Origin of the sequence: Arthrobacter sp. YD2 (assembly GCF_030410475.1) — a bacterium.
Taxonomy (GTDB): Bacteria; Actinomycetota; Actinomycetes; order Actinomycetales; family Micrococcaceae; genus Arthrobacter_B; species Arthrobacter_B zhangbolii.
The window spans coordinates 755,027-771,968 of sequence record NZ_JAUHHB010000001.1; the positions used below are offsets into that span (position 1 = coordinate 755,027).

Annotated in this window: 18 protein-coding genes, 1 pseudogene and 1 riboswitch; of the genes and pseudogenes, 12 read left to right on the top strand and 7 right to left on the bottom strand. The window is 66.3% G+C overall.

What is annotated here, in order from left to right; translation table 11 throughout:
* Positions 1-23 precede the first annotated feature (23 nt).
* The 5 genes from QWJ37_RS03710 (at position 24) to QWJ37_RS03730 (ending at position 4,037) form a co-directional block, all read left to right on the top strand.
* A complete protein-coding gene (locus QWJ37_RS03710; protein WP_227902455.1) occupies positions 24-1,256 on the top strand; it encodes an MFS transporter in 1,233 nt (410 codons plus the stop codon).
* Between the two features lie 61 nt (positions 1,257-1,317).
* Complete coding sequence (locus QWJ37_RS03715) at positions 1,318-2,058, top strand: histidine phosphatase family protein (RefSeq protein ID WP_290244168.1); 741 nt, start codon at positions 1,318-1,320, stop codon at positions 2,056-2,058.
* Positions 2,039-2,920 (top strand): NAD(P)H-hydrate dehydratase, encoded by an 882-nt coding sequence (locus QWJ37_RS03720; RefSeq protein WP_341482028.1) that lies wholly within the window; start codon positions 2,039-2,041, stop codon positions 2,918-2,920. The genes QWJ37_RS03715 and QWJ37_RS03720 overlap by 20 nt, the downstream gene beginning before the upstream one ends.
* 84 nt (positions 2,921-3,004) lie before the next feature.
* Positions 3,005-3,766: a CPBP family intramembrane glutamic endopeptidase gene (locus QWJ37_RS03725; RefSeq protein ID WP_227902452.1), complete on the top strand. Its 762-nt coding sequence runs from the start codon at positions 3,005-3,007 to the stop codon at positions 3,764-3,766.
* A gap of 100 nt (positions 3,767-3,866) precedes the next feature.
* On the top strand, positions 3,867-4,037 hold the full coding sequence (locus QWJ37_RS03730) for a hypothetical protein (protein ID WP_290244171.1): 171 nt from the start codon (positions 3,867-3,869) through the stop codon (positions 4,035-4,037).
* A gap of 47 nt (positions 4,038-4,084) precedes the next feature.
* On the opposite strand, the gene QWJ37_RS03735 is transcribed toward QWJ37_RS03730, so the two are convergent.
* From QWJ37_RS03735 to QWJ37_RS03750, 4 genes are all read right to left on the bottom strand, one after another.
* Positions 4,085-4,519 (bottom strand): VOC family protein, encoded by a 435-nt coding sequence (locus QWJ37_RS03735; protein ID WP_290244173.1) that lies wholly within the window; start codon positions 4,517-4,519, stop codon positions 4,085-4,087.
* 80 nt (positions 4,520-4,599) lie between these two features.
* Positions 4,600-5,031 carry a hypothetical protein gene (locus tag QWJ37_RS03740; RefSeq protein ID WP_290244175.1) on the bottom strand — a complete coding sequence of 144 codons (432 nt, stop codon included), beginning with the start codon at positions 5,029-5,031 and terminating at the stop codon, positions 4,600-4,602.
* A 15-nt stretch (positions 5,032-5,046) separates the two neighbouring features.
* A riboswitch (SAM riboswitch) is annotated at positions 5,047-5,179 on the bottom strand.
* Positions 5,180-5,442: 263 nt separating this feature from the next.
* The gene (locus tag QWJ37_RS03745; protein WP_227928614.1) at positions 5,443-5,736 is read right to left on the bottom strand and encodes a hypothetical protein; all 294 of its coding nucleotides are present in this window, start codon (positions 5,734-5,736) and stop codon (positions 5,443-5,445) included.
* Positions 5,737-5,781: 45 nt separating this feature from the next.
* On the bottom strand, positions 5,782-6,801 hold the full coding sequence (locus QWJ37_RS03750) for an LLM class flavin-dependent oxidoreductase (RefSeq protein ID WP_227902679.1): 1,020 nt from the start codon (positions 6,799-6,801) through the stop codon (positions 5,782-5,784).
* Between the two features lie 91 nt (positions 6,802-6,892).
* Between QWJ37_RS03750 and QWJ37_RS03755 the strand changes: the two genes are divergently transcribed.
* From QWJ37_RS03755 to QWJ37_RS03770, 4 genes are all read left to right on the top strand, one after another.
* Positions 6,893-7,444: an alpha/beta hydrolase gene (locus QWJ37_RS03755; RefSeq protein WP_227902447.1), complete on the top strand. Its 552-nt coding sequence runs from the start codon at positions 6,893-6,895 to the stop codon at positions 7,442-7,444.
* Between the two features lie 10 nt (positions 7,445-7,454).
* Entirely contained in the window at positions 7,455-8,522 is a 1,068-nt protein-coding gene (locus QWJ37_RS03760) for an ATP-dependent DNA ligase (protein ID WP_290244179.1), read from the top strand.
* A gap of 70 nt (positions 8,523-8,592) precedes the next feature.
* Positions 8,593-9,048: a hypothetical protein gene (locus QWJ37_RS03765; protein ID WP_227928618.1), complete on the top strand. Its 456-nt coding sequence runs from the start codon at positions 8,593-8,595 to the stop codon at positions 9,046-9,048.
* Positions 9,048-9,356, top strand: coding sequence for a transcriptional regulator (locus tag QWJ37_RS03770; protein ID WP_227902444.1), 309 nt, complete (start codon positions 9,048-9,050; stop codon positions 9,354-9,356). The genes QWJ37_RS03765 and QWJ37_RS03770 overlap by 1 nt, the downstream gene beginning before the upstream one ends.
* Before the next feature lie 53 nt (positions 9,357-9,409).
* Here the strand turns inward: QWJ37_RS03770 and QWJ37_RS03775 are convergent, their stop codons facing one another.
* Positions 9,410-10,402 carry an SGNH/GDSL hydrolase family protein gene (locus QWJ37_RS03775; RefSeq protein ID WP_290244182.1) on the bottom strand — a complete coding sequence of 331 codons (993 nt, stop codon included), beginning with the start codon at positions 10,400-10,402 and terminating at the stop codon, positions 9,410-9,412.
* Between the two features lie 297 nt (positions 10,403-10,699).
* Between QWJ37_RS03775 and paaZ the strand changes: the two genes are divergently transcribed.
* The gene (gene paaZ / locus QWJ37_RS03780) at positions 10,700-12,772 is read left to right on the top strand and encodes a phenylacetic acid degradation bifunctional protein PaaZ (RefSeq protein WP_290244183.1); all 2,073 of its coding nucleotides are present in this window, start codon (positions 10,700-10,702) and stop codon (positions 12,770-12,772) included.
* Position 12,773: 1 nt separating this feature from the next.
* Here the strand turns inward: paaZ and QWJ37_RS03785 are convergent, their stop codons facing one another.
* Positions 12,774-12,914: a hypothetical protein gene (locus QWJ37_RS03785; protein ID WP_290244185.1), complete on the bottom strand. Its 141-nt coding sequence runs from the start codon at positions 12,912-12,914 to the stop codon at positions 12,774-12,776.
* The gene (locus tag QWJ37_RS03790) at positions 12,911-13,543 is read right to left on the bottom strand and encodes a TetR/AcrR family transcriptional regulator (protein ID WP_290244187.1); all 633 of its coding nucleotides are present in this window, start codon (positions 13,541-13,543) and stop codon (positions 12,911-12,913) included. Before QWJ37_RS03790 ends, QWJ37_RS03785 begins: the two co-directional genes overlap by 4 nt.
* 253 nt (positions 13,544-13,796) lie before the next feature.
* Here QWJ37_RS03790 and QWJ37_RS03795 point away from each other — a divergent pair.
* Positions 13,797-14,477, top strand: a pseudogene (locus QWJ37_RS03795) (VTT domain-containing protein); the annotation flags it as partial.
* A gap of 1,104 nt (positions 14,478-15,581) precedes the next feature.
* Positions 15,582-16,883: an extracellular solute-binding protein gene (locus QWJ37_RS03800; RefSeq protein WP_290244189.1), complete on the top strand. Its 1,302-nt coding sequence runs from the start codon at positions 15,582-15,584 to the stop codon at positions 16,881-16,883.
* The last annotated feature ends 59 nt before the right edge of the window (positions 16,884-16,942 follow it).

Genomic DNA, 16,942 nt, shown 5'->3' on the forward strand with positions numbered 1-16,942 from the left:
ACTTTCTCAGAAGCGAGGACACCATGCCGGCATCCCCGGTTACCCCGGCACCAACACCGGACCTGAAATCAGGCCAGCTGCGAAACCTGGTCGTGGCCACCATTGCCTCCACCATCGGCTTTTGGGCCTGGACGGTGATCGGCCCGCTGTCCAGCCGGTATGCGGCGGACATGGACCTGGGCGCCGGGCAGACCTCGATTCTGGTGGCCATGCCCATCCTCGTGGGCTCGGTTGCCCGCATTCCGGTAGGCGCCCTCACGGACCGGTACGGCGGCCGGATCATGTTCACTGTCATCCTGGGCGTCACGGCTCCGCTGGTTCTGCTCACCGGCATCGTGGGCGGGATGGGCAACTTTCCCTTCCTGGTGGTTATCGCCTTCTTCCTGGGCATCGCGGGAACAGTGTTCGCCATCGGCATCCCGTTCTGCTCGGCCTGGTATGACCGCAGCCGCAAGGGCTTCGCCACCGGCGTCTTCGGAGCCGGGATGGTCGGCACCGCCGTCTCCGCCTTTTTCACTCCGCGCCTGGTCACCGCCGTCGGCTACATGGGCGCCCACATCACCATTGCCGCCGTCGTGGCCGCCATGGCCGTGCTGAGCTGGCTGGTGCTGCGCGAATCGCCGGCCTGGTCCCGGCCCACCGAACCGGTGCTGCCCAAGATCACCCATGCCTTCACCCTGCGCGTGACCTGGCAGCTGTGCTTTTTGTACGGGGTGGTGTTCGGCGCGTTCGTGGCGTTCTCCAACTACCTGCCCACGTACCTGGGCAACGTGTACGACTACGACGCGACGGCGGCCGGAACCCGTACCGCGGGTTTTGCAGTGGCAGCCGTCATTGCCCGGCCCATCGGCGGCACTATCGCGGACAAGGTGGGCCCGAAACTGGTCACCCTGACCTCCCTGGCCGGAACGGTGGTGCTGGCCGTGATCGTGGCGCTGCGGCCCGAGGAGGAACGGGTCTACGGCACCGCATTCATCCTGATGGCACTGTTCCTGGGGCTGGGGACCGGCGGGGTATTCGCCTGGGTTGGCCGTGCAGCACCGGCCCAGGACGTCGGGACCATCGGCGGAATTATTGCCGCGGCCGGCGGCCTGGGCGGATATTTTCCGCCCCTGGTCATGGGAGCCACCTACGACCCGGCGAACCGGAGCTATTTTGTGGGGCTGATTCTGCTGGCAGCCTTCGCCGCCGTGGCGTTCCTGCTGACCTTCACCGTGCGCAACGGCGGCCGGGTGGATGAGCGGACGCGTACCTGAGATCCTGCTGCGGACCGCGTTTCGCTCCCGTGCCGGTGCAGGCGGGAGTAAGGTCACCGGCATGGGTGCAACCGAACTGATCCTGATCCGGCACGGTGAAAGCGCAGGCAACGTGGCTGCCACCCGCGCGAGCCGAGAAGGTGCCCAGCGCATCGAGATCGAATGGCGGGACCCCGACGTCCCGCTCAGCCCGGACGGGGAATCCCAGGCAGAAGCAGTGGGCCGCTGGTTCGCCGGGTTGCCTGTCGACGAACGTCCCGACGCCGTGTGGTGCTCGCCCTACCTTCGCGCCCGGCAGACCGCCGAACTGGCCGGACTGCCCGGCATCGCCGGGCAGATGCGCATCGATGAACGCCTTCGTGACCGGGAACTGGGCGTTCTTGACCTGCTCACCTCCGCCGGAGTCGCGGCCCGCTATCCGGAGGAAGCCGAACGCCGGGCCTGGCTGGGCAAGTTCGTTTACCGGCCGCCGGGCGGGGAGTCCTGGGCAGACGTTGCCCTGCGGCTGCGTTCGGTCTTCCGGGACCTGGACGAGGAATCGGACGGCAAGCGGGTGGCTGTGGTCTGCCACGACGCGGTGATCATGCTGATCCGCTACATCTGCGAACGGTTCTCCGAGCAGGAGCTGCTGGATACGGCCGCGGCCAACAGCGTGCGCAACGGCTCCGTCACCCGCCTCGTGCGCCCGTCGGGCACCGGACCGTGGGAGGTCCGCACCTTCAACAGCGTGCTGCACCTGCAGGACAGCGGAGCACCCGTCACCGAACACGCAGGAGATGAACATGACATCCACCCGCGCTGACCTGGTTACCCCGGACCTGCTCCGCGGCTGGCAGCTCTCCACCGACACCGCCGGCAAAAAGGAACGCGGAACGGTGCTGGTGATCGGCGGGGAACGCCGCACTCCGGGTGCCGCAATGCTGACGGGCCTTGCCGCGCTGCGCGTCGGGGCCGGCCGGCTGACCATGGGACTGGCCGAGTCCGTTGCCGTGAGTGTCGCCGTCGCCGTTCCTGAAGCCGGCGTCGCGGGACTCGCTGAGTCCGGCGGCTACATCGACGGCGGTGCTGCCGGTGCGGTCCTTGCAGCAGATCTGGACTCGGCCGCCGCCGTGGTGATTGGGCCGGGCCTGGCGGACGCTGAACAGACAGCGGCGCTGCTGGTGTCCGTGGTTCCCCTGTTGGGGGAAAAGACCCAGGTGGTGCTTGATGCCTACGCGCTCGGGGTCCTGCCCGGACAGCCGGAGGTGGCCAAGGTGCTGGCTGGCCGGCTGGTTCTGACGCCGAACCGGACCGAGATCCTGCACCTGCTGGGGGAGGAGGACACTGACGAAGAGTCTTTGGACATGGCTGACGCCTCGCTGGAGGTGGCGCGGAAGTACTCGGCAGTGGTGACGGCCCAGAACCTCATCACGGCACCGGAGGGTTCCAGCTGGGAAGTACCCGCCGGCAATCCCGGTTTGGGGACCTCCGGCTCCGGGGATGTCCTGGCCGGTGCGGTAGGCGGTTTCCTGGCCCGCGGGGCGACGCCGGAACAGGCGGCATGCTGGGGCACCTACCTGCACGCCGTGGCGGGGGACCGGCTCTCGGCGTCCCGCGGACCCCTCAGCTTCCTGGCACGCGAGTTGCTGGAGGCCATGCCGCCTGTGATTGCGGAACTGAACTAGGCAGCGGGCGCGTTTTGGCGGCCGCCGTACGCGCTGAACCAAGAACGGGCTGCACGGGGCGGCACGGCCTCTTATCCTGAGGTGATGACAGCTAACGAATACCGGACCGGCCCGTCGGGGCGGGCAGCGGCACAAATCCCGTGGCTTTCCTACCGGTTCACCCGCAGCGACGGCGTCGCGGCGGGCTTTTACGTCCTGTTCCTGCTGTTGCTGAGTTTTGTGCCCATCAACATTCCCGGGCTCTCGGTGCTGATTCCGGACCCGGTGGTGGCGGCCTACGTCATCAATCTGGGCTTCTATGCGGTCGCTGGAATTCTGGCCCTTATTGCCGCCCGGCGGTATGTTGCCCGCGAGACCCGGGTCCTTGCCACCCGGCCGGTGCTGACCGCTGCCCTGATCCCGATTGGCGTAATCCTCACAATCATCGCTTCCATGGTGGGCGTGATCATCGCCGGCCAGGCCGAAACCGCCGTGAACCAGGAGGCTGTGCAGGGGCTGGTCACCGAAATGTCTCCCTGGCTGGTGGTGCCGCTGGTCGTCATCCTGGCGCCCTTCGTGGAGGAGTACATTTTCCGGCACCTGCTCATCGGCAAACTCAGCCGCTACTGGAACATCTGGGCGTGCAGCATCCTGTCCGTCCTGCTCTTCGCCTCCATCCACATTGTGGGTAAGGAATCCCTGTCACTGCCGGTCCTGATGCCTTATCTGGCCACCGGTGCCGTCCTGGTCGGGCTGTACGTATGGGCAGGAAACAACTTCATGCTGTCCTACGGCGTGCATGCTGCGAAGAACCTGCTCAGCGTGGTGCTGATCTACGCCATTCCGCCGGAACTGCTGCAGCAGTAATCTCGCCGCGGGAATGCGGCCCCGGCAGGAAGCCATGCCCTAGCATCGGTGGCAGGACCGGACCCGTCCCGGGGCCGGCACACAGAATCGGGGGATCGGCGTGTCAGTAGGCTCAGGAATCGGCGCAGTGTTCGTAATTTTGTATTTCCTGTTGGTGGTCGCAGTGGCCGTCCTTGTGGTCTGGGCCCTGGTACTCGTGATCATTTTCCTCCGGCTGCGGATTGCCCAGCTGCGCGGAGAGTTGCGCGGAGACACCGGAACGGTTAACTGACGCGGCCGGGGGCCTGCGGCCTGCGCCGCCTGTCCCCGGCAACCCCGTCAGCTGATGCAGAACTCGTTGCCTTCGGGATCCGCCATGACGTACCAGGAGTGCGGCCCCTGGCTTGCTTCGGTCAGGAAGGACGCACCCCGTTCCTCCAAGGCGGCCCGGGCCGCGTCCTTATCCTGGCCCTGGAGCCGGACATCCAGGTGAATGCGGTCCTTGACGGTTTTGGGCTCGGGAACCGGCTGAAACAGGATGCGCAACCGGTCCTTCCGGCCCACCTCGTCGGCAGGACAGATGGCGGCGCCGTCCCGCCAGACCCGGACACCGTTGTGCTCGATAACGTCCTCCGGGTTCGCCAAGCCCTGGTCCAGCATGGACGAAATGAAGTCCTGGTCCACGGGCTCGAGCGTCCAGCCCAGGGTTTCGGCCCACCAATCCGCCTGTTGGTGGGCATCGGTGCAGTCAACGCAGATCTGTATATTCGTCATGGCATTGAGGCTAGAACCCGAACAGCACGGCCGTCATTGGTATGCGGACAGATGCAGTCCGCATATTCACCGGCCGGGAATCAGGCCTGGCCGTCAATCCGCTCGGTTTCGGGAGCCCGGACCGGAGAGCCGATGCAGGGCAGCACCCGCTCCGGCCGGGCCAAGTAGAAAAAAGAGCTCCGGGCATCCGAGCCGAAACCGCCGGGCACCATCAGTGTGGAGTATCGCTGGCACCACTGTGGTGTGTCGACGGCGGCGTCCAGGGCGGCGGCCACGGCGCCCACGTTGTGGAACCACATCAGCTGCTGCGTTCCGTCGATTACGAGGTGGATGAGGTCCAGCTCCGGGTCGGCTGCGACCTCGACGTCGGACCACTGATCCCACGCCTCGAGCCGGCGGCGGTGGATCCAATGGACGTTGTGGCCGGGCGCGAAACCGGAGCAGCTGCTGCTGATGGAGGAGTTGTTGAAATCGGGGTTGAAGCCGGAGTTGCTGACACTGGACATGCTCACAGTGGGTTCCTTTTCAGGTTGTCCTTGCCTGCACCGGTTGGAGCAGGCCGCTTCGTCATCCGAACCACCCGCCGAACAGTGGGGTTGGTGTGGGGCCAGTCGGAGCTTTTATGCCCGGCGAACCGGGCGGAGGCCACATCTCGTGAAGCTAGAAACTACTGTAACCGAGGGCACCGACATTTCGACAGAGACGCAATATCAGGGTCTGGTGTGGTCGTGCGGCGTCGGGCGGCGGTGCGCCGGGCGGACCGGGACGGCGGCAACGAAAACTCCCGCTCGCAGAGCTCGCGAGAGTTAATAAAGCCGCCTTACCCGGCCCGTCCGGCACACGGCATCTCGTCTGGGCGATGGCACCCTGACTTGCCTGTCAGGCACTAGCCTCAATCACCAATTCAGCTGGCAGTCTTGAGCCTACGGGTCGTGGAAGTACCCCGTCGCGGGGTCAATGGACGAGAGGAAATCGCGAATAGCGGCCACGTGCTGTTGATGCGTGGGCGGTTCACGCCTGCCGAGGGCGTTGAATCCATAACCATTGTTGGGTCCCGAGACCCAGTCATAGAGAATCGTTCCATCCTCGTCACGCCTGCGCACTGCAAACGTCTCGCCGTCGACGGTGATTGTCCCAAGGCCCGTATAGGTACTCGTGTCCGGCGGTGCAGGGGCAAACACCCACCCCTCATCTGCGGGGTGGCGATCGCTCTCCATACGTTTGATCCTACTGAGCAGGGAGCGATTCCTCACACCGCCCCGTTACCGCCAGCCGGCGTCCGGAGCCACGAGCTTGACGATGCTTTCGAGCAGGTGCGCGTTGTAGTCCACGCCGAGCTGATTGGGCACGGTGATGAGCACGGTGTCTGCGGCCTGCACGGCAGCGTCAGCGGCCAGTTCGGCAGCGATCACGTCGGGTTCGCCGATGTAGCTCTTGCCGAACCGGGCGAGGCCCCCGTCGAGGTGGCCCACCTGGTCACGTCCCTCGGCCTGCGCGCGAAGACCGAAGTAATGCCGGTCCTCCCCGGTCACCAGAGGGATGACGCTGCGGCTCACGGAGACCCGCGGCGTGCCCTGGTGGCCGGCGTCGGCCCAGGCCTTGCGGTAGACCTCGATCTGCTCGGCCTGCAGCTGGTCGAACGGAACTCCGGTGTCTTCGGTCAGCAGGGTGGAACTCATCAGGTTCATGCCCTGCTCACCGGTCCACTTGGCCGTGGCCCGGGTGCCCGAACCCCACCAGATGCGCTCAGGCAGACCGGGAGAAAGAGGATCGATGGCCATGGGGGCGGTTGTCCCGGTCATTGCCGGATCGGACTGGGCCACCCCGGCACCGGCAATGGCGGCACGGAACACCTCGGTGTGCTGGCGAGCCATGTCCGCGTCGGTGGAGTCCGGCCCCGGCACGTAACCGAAGGACTCATAACCCCGCAGGGCAGGCTCGGGGGATCCCCGGCTGATGCCCAACTGCAGCCGTCCGCCGCTGATCAGGTCCGCCACTGCGGCATCTTCCGCCATCGAAAGCGGATTCATGTAGCGCATGTCGATCACGCCGGTGCCGAGTTCGATTTTGCTGGTCCGGGCCGCCATGGCGGCAAGCGTGGGGAACGGGGCGGAGAACTGCGGCGCGAAGTGATGTACCCGCATGTACGCGCCGTCGACGCCGATTTCCTCCGCGGCTACCGCCAGCTCGATCTGCTGCAATACTGCGTCCCGGGCACTGGGCGTCCGGGACCCCAGTGCGTTCCGGTAGTGTCCGAAGGACAGGAACCCTATTCGTTTCATATCAGCCACAGCGCCGGAGCACTCTGCGGTATTCCCGGCCGTCCAGACCCGCGGCCGGGCGCCGCGAAACCACCGTAAGGAAACAGGCACAGTGCACATCACCATGGTCCCGGGTTACAACGGCTCACCACCCGACCAGTGGCAGAGCCGCTGGGAAGCGGAGCTGCCCAACGTCACCCGTTTCGCGCCGTCGTCGTGGGATGAACCCGAGCTGGAGGACTGGATGGCGGCGCTGGACCGGGCCGCCGGAGAGCGGCACGGAGACACCGTGCTCGTGGCGCACAGCCTGGGCTGCCTGGCTGCCGCAGAATGGCTGCTGCGAAATCCCGGTGGCGCCCGCGGCGTCTTCCTCGTCAGCCCGCCTGATCCCGCCGCCGCATCCTTCCCGGCACCGGCCGGAACCTTCCGTAATCCGCGGCTGCAGGAGCTGCCCGTTCCGGCTCTGCTCGTGGCCAGCGAAAGTGACCCGTACTGTGCGTTGCCGGCAGCAGAGGCGATGGCCGGAGCATGGAGGGTTCCCGTGATCTGCGCGGGGGAACTGGCCCACATCAATGAGAAAAGCGGCGTCGGCTACTGGGAACAGGGCAGGGATTTACTTACCGCCTTCCTCGCAGGGCTGGGGGAACGGGCTCCGCTCGGATAAGAATGGGCTCATGCAACTTCCGGTGATGCCTCCCATTGCGCCCATGCTGGCCAAAGCGGTCAGTTCCCTCCCTGAGGGGGACTATCTTTACGAGCCCAAGTGGGACGGGTTCCGTTCCATCATTTTCCGGGACGGGGACGACGTCGAAATCGGGTCCCGGAACGAAAAGCCCATTACGCGCTACTTCCCCGAACTCGTGGAAGCCCTTAAAGCCAACCTCCCGGAGCGTTGCGTGGTGGACGGCGAAATTGTCATGGTGGCATCGGACGGCAAACGGCTGGACTTCGAACTGCTGCAGCAACGCATCCATCCCGCCGCCAGCCGCGTGAAACTGCTCGCGGAAGAAACGCCGGTCCGGTTCGTGGCGTTCGATCTGCTGGCCCTGGGGGATACCGACTACACGGACAAGCCGTTCGCCGAACGGCGCGAGGCACTCGTGCAGGCGCTCAAGGCAGCAAAGGCTCCGGTGTCCGTGACAGCGGCTACGGACGATCCGGCGCTGGCCCGGGACTGGTTCGAGCGCTTCGAAGGTGCGGGGCTGGACGGGGTGGTGGCCAAACCGCTGGACGGACCCTACGCGCCGAACAAGCGCACCATGGCCAAGCTCAAGCACGAACGCACAGCCGACTGCGTGCTCGCCGGCTACCGGGTACACAAATCCGGCCCGGACCTGATCGGTTCGCTGCTGCTGGGGATATACAACGACGACGGCGTGCTCACCAACGTGGGCGTGGCAGGGGCCTTTTCCATGGACCGGCGTCGGGAGCTCTTCGAGGAACTGCAGCCCCTGGTCGCTGAGGAGGACGGCCATCCCTGGGCCGCACAGGAGCAGGAGGGCGGCACCCGCACGCCGCGGAACTCCGAAGGCAGCCGGTGGAGCGGGAAGAAGGATCTCTCCTTTGTTCCGCTGCGTCCGGAGCGGGTGGTGGAGGTGAAGTATGACCACATGGAGGGTGAACGGTTCCGCCACGTGGCCCGGTTTGTGCGCTGGCGGCCCGACCGCACACCGGAATCCTGTACGTATGACCAGCTGGAGGAGCCGGTGAAGTTTGATCTGGCAGAGGTGCTCGGGGCCTGACGGGGAGAGGGATTGGCGGATTTCCGCCGGGGTCTATACTTTCCGGATTGGAAAGTCTAGAGTTGCCGATATGGAAAGTCGAGATGTCACCCCGGAGACCGCAAGACACCACCTCGAGGCGCTGGACGCCGACGGGGCGGCAGTCAGCGGGTCCACCGGAGCTCCGTTCTGGTACGTGTTGCTCCAGTCCTGCTGCATATCGGGCTTTGTGCTCTCCTTCGGCCTGGGGCCCTGGGAATCCGCAGGGTTCGCCCTTTCCGCAGTTGCCCTGGTTTTGCTGGGGATGCTGCGTCCGCTGATCACCGGAACCCGGGCTGATCCGTGGGCTTACCCTGCGTCCGTGCGCGTTGCCCTGACATTCATTGGCTGTGCTGCGCTCGCAGTAGGGATCGGCATGGTTGTCTCCAAGTCAGGAGGCTCCATGGCCCTCCTCTTCGCGGCAGCCCTGCTGACCTTCGCAGCCACGCTGGTGCTCGGACTCCGGATGGAGCGGGCCCTGGTCCGGTCCATCCACGGGCAGCCCTGATGCCGGCGGCACGTTTTGACGAGGTAGTGCACGGCCCCGTCCGGCTGCGGGTCTGCGGACTGCTCTCACGGCTGGGGAGCACCGAATTTGCGCTGCTCCGGGACACCCTCGAAGTCAGCGATCCCACGCTGAGTAAACACCTGAAGCAACTCGAACAGGCCGGGTACGTCAAGCTGAGCAAGGGGCCCGGGCTGGCCGGACGGACCCACACCTGGGCGGAGCTGACCGTCAAAGGCAGGGCGGCCTTTGACTCTCATGTGGCCTTCCTGCGCGAGGTTATTTCCGGTCCGGAGGGCGACGGCGCCTGACCGGTTTCCTGCCTCCGGCCTTCTACGGGCAGGGTGGCAGGCCGTCCGCAGGTTCAGTGCCGGCCGCGGCATCCCGGGGCGGAGAACTCGCTGCCGGCGTCCGCGAGGATCGCTGCCAGATAGCCCTCCCGGTAACCCGTTTCGTTAGGGTGGAGGTCGAACTGGCCGCCTTCGAGCCGGATCCAGGAATCCGCTGCTCCCACGCCGTGCCCGGCAAACTCGTCCACCACGTCCACAAAGATGCCGCTTTCCGGAACCTGCCCGGCAATCACTGCGTTCAGGTCATCGGTGCCGGCATTAAACAGCGCCTGTGCCTCTGCGCTTAGCGGTCCCGCCGTGCCCGCTTCGAAGAGGTAGGGGTATCCCGTGACCACCAGGGTCGCCCGTGGTGCCAGCTCCGCGATCCGTGCGAACTGGGCCGCCAGCTGGGGCGCAAGGACCGTCGATGCATAGGTATTCGCCTGTTCCAGGGCGGGTGCACACGTGGCCGGCAGCTGCTGGCCGATGCACGCGGCCACCACCGTGCCGAAACGGATGTCGTTTCCGCCGATGGTTACCGTCACGACGTCGGTCCGGGCGTTGAGCGTGCCCCGGGCTGCGGCGTCGCTGATCTGCTCCGGGAGATCCACCGGCGCATCCGCCGGGGTAGTCAGGGCAGTGGCGCCGGCGCAGGTGGCGTCGGTCTCCAGATCCACCCGGTTCAAGGCGTCCAGCAGGGCGGGGTAACCCTGTGCGGTTCGCCCGCAGGCGTCCAGCAGCGGACCGCCGCCGAACCCGGAGGCATAGGAATCCCCGAAGGCTACATAATCGATGTCTCGGCCCCGGCCGTTGCCCCCGCCGTGCCCGTTGCCCCCGCCATGCCCGCTGCCCCCGCCGTGCCCGCCCCGGTGTTCGGGGGAATGGCCGTTCCCCGCGCCGCGGTTGGCCGGACTGTCTGCGGCGGCAGGCGCCACACCGCCGATCAGCAGGGCGGATACAGCCAGGGCCAGGACGGCAAGGCTTCCGCGACGTGATGTTCGGCGGGAGGGGTGTTGGACGGGGCTCATCTTTGCGCTCCTTCGGGACAGGGGACGGTCACACCAAGGGGAGCAGTCTGTCGCACCGCCGGCCCGGCAGCAATCCAAAACCCCACATCCGTCCTGTGGGCGGGCGTTTTTGCTGCAGCTTCCCGCTCCGCCTGCCGTTTGCCCCGGACCCTTCCTGTGACCGGCGGGGGTGTCGGGAGGGGTGCCGGGACGGCCGCTCTGCGCTACGCTGGCGATATACCGACCGCCTGTTCAGTAATCCATGATGTGCAGCCCGGCAATGCCGCCGGAACGCTGTTCCCCGCGAAAGGTTCCGAGATGACGGCAACGGCCCTCGACGTCGAGTACGTGCCCAGCTATGTCCGAGACGCCTGGTGGACACCCGGCGGCGGCGCCCCCGGCACCGAGGTGCGGGATGCCAGCACCGGGGAGCTGCTCGCCCTCGTCAGCAGCGACGGACTGGATGCGGCCGCTGCCGTCGAGCATGCCCGGACCACCGGCCAGGACGAGCTGGGAAAGTACACCTTCCACCAGCGTGCCCTGCTGCTGAAGGACCTTGCCACCTTCCTCAACGGACACCGGGAGGAGCTCTATGAGGTGTCCGCGCGCTCCGGTGCCACGCGCAGGGACTCGCTGGTGGATATCGACGGCGGGATCGGCGTGCTCTTCGCCTACGGGTCCAAGGGCCGGCGCGAGCTGCCCAACGCCACCGTAATCACCGACGGTGCAGTGGAAACGCTGTCCAGGGACGGTTCCTTTCTCGGGGAGCACCTCTACACCCGGCGCCCCGGGGCGGCCGTGCAGATCAACGCCTTCAACTTCCCGGTCTGGGGCATGCTGGAAAAGCTTGCCCCGGCATTCCTCGCCGGCGTCCCCACCATCGCCAAGCCGGCCACTCCCACCGGGTACCTCGCCGCCGCCGTCGTGCGCCTGATCATGGAGTCCGGCATCCTGCCCGCGGGATCGCTGCAGCTGATTTCCGGTTCCGCGCGGGACCTGCTGGATCACTTGGACTACCGCGACATGGTCTCCTTTACCGGCTCGGCGTCCACTGCGGACAAGCTGCGCGCCCATCCGAACGTCGCGGTGGGCGGAGTTCGCTTCACGGCGGAGACGGATTCCCTCAACGCGGCGATCCTGGGCCCGGATGCCGTTCCCGGAACTCCGGAGTTCGAGGCCTACATCAAGTCGCTGGTGACCGAAGTGACCGTCAAAGCAGGGCAGAAGTGCACCAGCATCCGCCGCGCACTGGTGCCCCGTGCCCTGGTGGACGACGTCGTTGCCGCCGCCGCGGAGCGCATCCGGCAGCGCGTGGTGCTGGGTGATCCGCGCGCTGCAGAGGTGACCATGGGTGCGCTGGCTTCCCTGGAGCAGCTGGAGGCGGTCCGCGCCGCCGTACGTTCCCTGCTGGAGGCCGGCGGTGAACTGGCGCTGGGCACGCTGGACGCGCCCGACGTCGTACTCGCGGACGGCCGTACCGGTTCCGCGCCGGACGGGGCATTTATGGCACCGATGCTGCTGACCTGGCCCGATGCCGACGCGGATGCGTTGCACACGGTCGAGGCGTTCGGACCCGTCGCCTCGGTAGTGGGATATGACAGCGTGGCCGACGCCGTGCGGCTGGCAGCCCGCGGCGGCGGATCGCTGGTGGCAACGGTGTGCACCAATGACCCGCAGGTGGCGGCCGAGGTGCTTACCGGCATTGCCGGCCACCACGGGCGGGTGCTCATCCTCAACCGGGAGGACGCCGCGAGTTCCACCGGCCACGGATCACCCGTGCCGCACCTGGTCCACGGGGGTCCCGGACGTGCCGGCGGGGGAGAAGAGCTCGGCGGCATCCGGGCGGTGCTGCACTACATGCAGCGCACAGCGGTGCAGGGCTCACCCAACATGCTCACCGCCCTCACCGGGATCTGGCACTCCGGCGCAGACCAGCGGTTCGACGCCGGACATCCGTTCCGCAAGCCGCTCAGTGAACTGCGGGTCGGCGATGCGGTGCGCTCCGACCTGCGGACCGTCGCCCTTGAGGATATTGCAGCCTTTGCGGAAACCACGGGCGACACCTTCTATGCGCATACCGACTCCGCTGCAGCTGAGGCCAATCCGTTTTTCCCCGGCATCGTGGCGCACGGCTACCTGCTGCTCTCCTGGGCTGCCGGGCTGTTCGTGGATCCGGCGCCGGGGCCGGTGCTGGCCAACTACGGGCTGGAGAACCTGCGGTTCATCACCCCGGTGGCTGCCGGGGATGCCATCCGGGTCACGCTCACGGCCAAAAAGATCACGCCGCGGGAAACGGACGAGTACGGCGAAGTGGCTTGGGACGCCGTGATCACCAACCAGAACGACGAGCTGGTCGCCACCTACGACGTCCTGACGCTGGTGGAGAAGTGACTCAGCAGTCTCCGGTACGTACCACCCAGCCGCAGGCCGTTTCCGGGCTCAGCACGTCGCTGACCCACACCACGCCGTAAGCGGCCAGGGCGAGGCCGGCGACTGCCACTACGGCCCACAGCCAGCGGCGCCGGTGTCTCATGAGCCGGAAGTCCCGCGGGTATGCAGTCCGTCAAAGACCATGGTGATGATGTTGTCCGCCAGCTTGTCCGCGGGCAGCGGGCCGCCGGGCCGGTACCATTCCACAATCGAGTTGATGGTGCCGAAGAGCAGCCGGGTGGTGGTGCGCGGGTCAATGTCGCGGCGCACTGAGCCTTCGCGCCGGGCCGCGTCCACCAGATCGGCCACACGGTGGTCGAACTCGCGGCGGCGGGTCAGGGCATTGCGTTCAATTTCCGTGTTGCCGCGCAGGCGCAGCAGCAGGGTCACGAAGGGCAGGCGCTGCGTAAGCACCTCGATGGTGCCGCGCAGGACGAATTCCAGCCGCGCATCGGCGGCGCCCGTGGACGCCAGCGGATCATCCAGAACCGCCTCCAAGCCATCCAGCGCATGGTCCAGGGCCAGGCGGAGCAGATCGCCCTTGGATGGCACATGATGGTAGATCGCCGACTTCGACAGCCCCAGGTTCTCGGCCAGGATCCCCATGGACGTGGCCTCGTAGCCGTGCCGGTTGAACACATCCACCGCCACGTTCAGCACCGTCTGCTGGTCATATCCCGGGCGGCCCCGGCGGGGCGCTGCGGCAGGGGGAGTGGCGTCGGCATCTGGCATGGCGCCATTTTCCCACGTCCGCACCCGCTTCCCCGCTACGCGGTGCCCGGTTCCTGTGCAGTGTCCCACAGTGCTTATGGTCAGCGGATCCCCGTGACACCGGACCGCAACCCCGCCGGGGACATCCCGATGCCGCAGCAGCGGCCCGCAGGCTCACGCTCAGCCCTCATGCCCGGGCACGGAACAGGCAGGTCAAGACCAGGCAGGGGAAGCCCGGAGGAGATACAGGATTTCCCAGAGGACGCCGCGGGGCATGGCGTACCCTGAGGAAGTGATTCTTTCTGCGGCCGCAGCCGCCTTCGGTCCCGTGCGGCCTCCCACTTCTTCCCTCCTCCCGGAGTGGCTGGATCCGCAGGTTTTCCTGGCTGATCCTGCGCTTGGTCCGTGGGTGGTGCTGCTGGTCTGCGGCATCGTATTCGCCGAAACCGGGCTCCTCATTGGCTTTTTCCTGCCCGGTGATTCCCTGCTGTTCACGGCCGGATTGCTGGTGGCCACCGGCACCATCAACATCAACGTGTGGCTGCTCGCCCTGCTGATTTTCATCAGTGCCTTCGTGGGCGACCAGACCGGCTATTACATCGGCAAAAAGACCGGCCCGGCCATTTTCAAACGCCCCAACAGCAGGCTGTTTAAACAGGAGAACGTCCGCCGTGCGGAGGTGTTCTTCGAGCGGCACGGCGGCAAGGCCGTGATCCTGGCCCGCTTTGTGCCCGTGGTGCGTACGTTCACCCCGGTGGTGGCTGGTGTCGCGCGGATGAACTACCGCACCTTCGTGGCATTCAACGTCATTGGTGCCTTCCTCTGGGGCGTGGGAGTCACCATGCTCGGGTACGTACTGGGGGACCGCGTGCCCTTTGTCCGGGAAAACCTGGATCTGATCTTCGTGGGCGTAGTGGTGCTCTCCGTGATCCCGATCGTGTTCGAGGTGCTGCGCCAGTCCCATAAGGCCGCAACCAAGGACGACGGCGAGCCCGCCGGGTCCGTCGCTCCCGCCGAGTCGGTCGCTCCCGCCGGGTCCGTCGCTCCCGCCGAGTCGGTCGCTCCCGCCGAGTCTGCCGCTCCCGCCGAGTCTGCCGCTCCCGCCGGGTCCGCTGCCGGCAGCGGACAGGCAGCTGATGCTTCCGCTCCCACCGCTCTCAACGCAGCCGAAACCTTCGCTCCCACTACTGCATCCGGTCAGGCCGTGCGGGGGTCCGCCGGTCCTGCAGGATCCGCAGGAGAGTCCGCAGGGCGCCCGGCCCGGCATGCAGCGGCCACTGATGGCCGCCGGTTCGCCGGACCCAAACCGAAAGTCGAAGGCGCCGGTTCGGCAGACTGAGCCTGAAGCCTGAAGCCTGAAGCCTGAAGCCTGAAGCCTGAAGCCTGAAGCCTGAAGCCTGAAGCCTGAAGCCTGAAGCCTGAAGCCTGAAGCCTGAAGCCTGAAGCCTGAAGCCTGAAGCTTGAAGCCAGAAGCCCGGCCCGGATCCCTCCACACCCACCGGTTTCGCTGCCATTCGGGCCGGCTCACTGCCCTTTTGGTGCGGGCCTTTATCGGTCTCGGGCTCGAGGCAGGTTCTCGGTTGTGGTCCCCCGGGGCCCTTTTCCTGCCTGGCTGCGTGGAGCGTCGCCTTCGGGCCCGCTTGGACACCGACCGGAACGCCCTGTATCTCCCCACCCCACCCCCGCCGCAAGGTTCGGCATACCTCCGGATGCACCGTGGCCGGCGCCCGCTTCTCCCGCCATGGTCGGTGCCCCAGCGCTAGCCAACGGCTCTTTCAGCGTGTTTGCCGGTAACGATTGAATAACAGGCTGGCTGCCAATATGCCGTCTGACCTGCACGTATACCAACGCACTGTTTTTGGCCGTCGTTATGGGAGCGCTCCCACTTGACTTGTGATCTGTCACACACCAGCATTTAGGCATTGCTTGTGGGAGCGCTCCCACCAGTAGGCGTCACCGCCGATCCGGGCACACAGGGCGCATCCGTTAGGCATCGGCACGGCAGGCGCGGAAAACCGCGGACGCACTCGTGCACTCGTCACAGACAAAGGAGTCAGCAATGAGTACCAAACCGACATTGGCCGCCCGTGCGCGCCGCCGCGGTCCCGCAGTTGCCGCATCTGTTGCAGCTGCAGCCCTTCTCCTGACCGCCTGCGGCGGCGGAGATGACGGAGCAGCCGGAGAAGACGGCCAGGTGACGCTCAGCGTCAGTACCTTCAACGAGTTCGGGTACGAGGACCTGTTCGAGGAGTACATGGCCGCCAACCCCGACGTGAAGATCGTTCATGACAAAAAGGCCACGTCCAACATTGCCCGCGACAACCTGAGCACCAAGCTCGCTGCCGGCTCGGGCCTTTCGGACATCGAGGGTATCGAGGTGGACTGGCTGCCCGAGCTCAAGCAGTACCCGGACCAGTTCGCCGATCTGGCCAGCCCCGAGGTGGAAGACCGCTGGCTGGAGTGGAAAACCGAAGGCGCAACCACCGAGGACGGCAAACTCATCGGCTACGGCACCGACATTGGTCCGGAAGCCATCTGCTACCGCTCGGATCTCTTCGCCGCTGCCGGACTGCCGACCGACCGCGAGGAAGTCGCAGCCCTGCTGGAAGGCGACTGGGACCACTACTTCGAGGTGGGCGAGAAGTTCACCGCGGCCTCCGACGTCGCCTGGTATGACTCGGCCATGGCCACCTACCAGGCCATGATCAACCAGGTGGAGAACGCCTACGAGGAGAATGACGGAACCGTCATCGCCACCGAGAACCAGGAAGTAAAAGACATTTACAACCAGGTCCTGGAGAATTCCGTGGACAAGGGCCTCTCCGCCCACCTGGAACTCTGGTCGGATGACTACAAGGCAGGCTTCCAGAGCGGCGCCTTTGCCACCACCTTCTGCCCGGGCTGGATGCTGGGCAGCATTGAAGGCAACGCCGCCGGCGTCGAAGGCTGGGACATCGCCAACGTCTTCCCGGGCGGCGGCGGCAACTGGGGCGGCTCCTACCTGACCGTGCCCACACAGGGCAAGAACCAGGAAGAAGCTATCAAGCTGGCACAGTGGCTGACCGCCCCCGAGCAGCAGATCAAGGCCTTCGAAGCCAAGGGCACCTTCCCCAGCCAGACCGAAGCGCTGGAATCCGAAACCCTGCTGAGCTCCACCAACGAGTTCTTCAACGATGCGCCGGTGGGCGAAATCCTGGCTGAACGTGCCGAAGCCGTCACCGTGACGCCGTTCAAGGGCGAGAAGTACTTCCCCATCAATGACGCCATGCAGCAGGCACTGAACCGCGTAGACGTGGTCAAGACCGATGATGCGGCCTCCTCCTGGGAGAAGTTCGTGACCGGGGTCAACGCCCTGCAGTAGCCCCCAAACCTCCGGTGCCTGTGGCCGCCGCCCGCGCGTAGTCCCGCGGGAAGGGCGCC